Annotated in this window: 1 rRNA gene; it reads left to right on the forward strand. The window is 53.3% G+C overall.

Annotated elements, in window-relative coordinates:
• Window positions 1-2,582 (forward strand): 23S ribosomal RNA (locus PUW82_RS15025); the annotation flags it as partial.

Here is a 2,582-nt window from a genome sequence, read left to right on the forward strand (position 1 = left end):
CCCAGGGAACTGAAACATCTAAGTACCTGGAGGAAAGGACATCAACAGAGACTCCGTTAGTAGTGGCGAGCGAACGCGGACCAGGCCAGTGATACATCAAAGACAATCGGAACCAGTCAGGAAAGCTGGGCCTCAGAGGGTGATAGCCCCGTACGAGTAATGCGATGATGTATCCACGAGTAAGGCGGGACACGTGCAATCCTGTCTGAACGCGGGGGGACCACCCTCCAAGCCTAAGTACTCCTCAGCGACCGATAGTGAACCAGTACCGTGAGGGAAAGGTGAAAAGCACCCCGACGAGGGGAGTGAAATAGACCTGAAACCGGACACCTACAAACAGATGGAGCCCAAGATTCGTTCTGGGTGACATCGTACCTTTTGTATTATGGGCCAGCGACTTAATTTAACGAGCAAGCTTAAGCCGATAGGCGAAGGCGTAGCGAAAGCGAGTCTGAATAGGGCGTCAAGTTCGTTGTATTAGACCCGAAACCTAGTGATCTAGCCATGAGCAGGTTGAAGGTGAGGTAACACTCACTGGAGGACCGAACGGGTGCCTGTTGAAAAAGGCTCCGATGACTTGTGGTTAGGGGTGAAAGGCCAATCAAACTGGGAAATAGCTGGTTCTCCGCGAAAGATATTTAGGTATCGCCTCGGATGAATACCTCAGGGGGTAGAGCACTGGATGGGCTAGGGGGACTTACCGTCTTACCAAACCCAACCAAACTCCGAATACCTGAGAGTACTATCCGGGAGTCACACGGCGGGTGCTAACGTCCGTCGTGGAGAGGGAAACAACCCGGACCTACAGCTAAGGCCCCTAATTCGTGGCTAAGTGGGAAAGGATGTGGAAATCCCAAAACAACCAGGAGGTTGGCTTAGAAGCAGCCATCCTTTAAAGAAAGCGTAACAGCTCACTGGTCTAAATAAGGGTTTCTGCGCCGAAGATGTAACGGGGCTCAAGCCACGAGCCGAAGCTTAGGGTGTGATCCGCAAGGGTCACGCGGTAGCGGAGCGTTCTGTAAGCCTGCGAAGGGCGACTCGTGAGAGCGCCTGGAGGTATCAGAAGTGCGAATGCTGGCATGAGTAACGACAAACACTGTGAAAGACAGTGTCGCCGAAAGTCCAAGGGTTCCTGCGTAAAGTTAATCTTCGCAGGGTTAGCCGGTCCCTAAGGCGAGGCCGAAAGGCGTAGTCGATGGGAATGCAGTGAATATTCTGCAGCCAGTGGATGGTGACGAATCCCGTGTGTTGTCCGACCTTAATGGATTGGTTGGGCTTCGAAGGGGTTCCAGGAAATAGCCTCCACATTAGACCGTACCCGAAACCGACACAGGTGGACTGGTAGAGTATACCAAGGCGCTTGAGAGAACTATGTTGAAGGAACTCGGCAATTTACCTCCGTAACTTCGGGATAAGGAGGCCCATTGCTCGCGCAAGCGGGCAGTGGGGGCACAGACCAGGGGGTGGCAACTGTTTAACAAAAACACAGGGCTCTGCGAAATCGCAAGATGACGTATAGGGTCTGACGCCTGCCCGGTGCCGGAAGGTTAAGAGGAGAGGTGCAAGCCTTGAATCGAAGCCCCGGTAAACGGCGGCCGTAACTATAACGGTCCTAAGGTAGCGAAATTCCTTGTCGGGTAAGTTCCGACCTGCACGAATGGCGTAACGATGGCGGCGCTGTCTCCACCCGAGACTCAGTGAAATTGAAATCGCTGTGAAGATGCAGTGTATCCGCGGCTAGACGGAAAGACCCCGTGAACCTTTACTATAGCTTTGCACTGGACTTTGAATTTGCTTGTGTAGGATAGGTGGGAGGCTTTGAAGCGTGGACGCCAGTCTGCGTGGAGCCATCCTTGAAATACCACCCTGGCAACTTTGAGGTTCTAACTCAGGTCCGTTATCCGGATCGAGGACAGTGTATGGTGGGTAGTTTGACTGGGGCGGTCTCCTCCTAAAGAGTAACGGAGGAGTACGAAGGTGCGCTCAGACCGGTCGGAAATCGGTCGTAGAGTATAAAGGCAAAAGCGCGCTTGACTGCGAGACAGACACGTCGAGCAGGTACGAAAGTAGGTCTTAGTGATCCGGTGGTTCTGTATGGAAGGGCCATCGCTCAACGGATAAAAGGTACTCCGGGGATAACAGGCTGATACCGCCCAAGAGTTCATATCGACGGCGGTGTTTGGCACCTCGATGTCGGCTCATCACATCCTGGGGCTGAAGCCGGTCCCAAGGGTATGGCTGTTCGCCATTTAAAGTGGTACGCGAGCTGGGTTTAGAACGTCGTGAGACAGTTCGGTCCCTATCTGCCGTGGACGTTTGAGATTTGAGAGGGGCTGCTCCTAGTACGAGAGGACCGGAGTGGACGAACCTCTGGTGTTCCGGTTGTCACGCCAGTGGCATTGCCGGGTAGCTATGTTCGGAATAGATAACCGCTGAAAGCATCTAAGCGGGAAACTAGCCTCAAGATGAGATCTCACTGGAACCTTGAGTTCCCTGAAGGGCCGTCGAAGACTACGACGTTGATAGGTTGGGTGTGTAAGCGCTGTGAGGCGTTGAGCTAACCAATACTAATTGCCCGTGAG

This window comes from Microbacterium thalli (genome assembly GCF_028737325.1).
In the GTDB taxonomy this organism is placed as follows: domain Bacteria; phylum Actinomycetota; class Actinomycetes; order Actinomycetales; family Microbacteriaceae; genus Microbacterium; species Microbacterium thalli.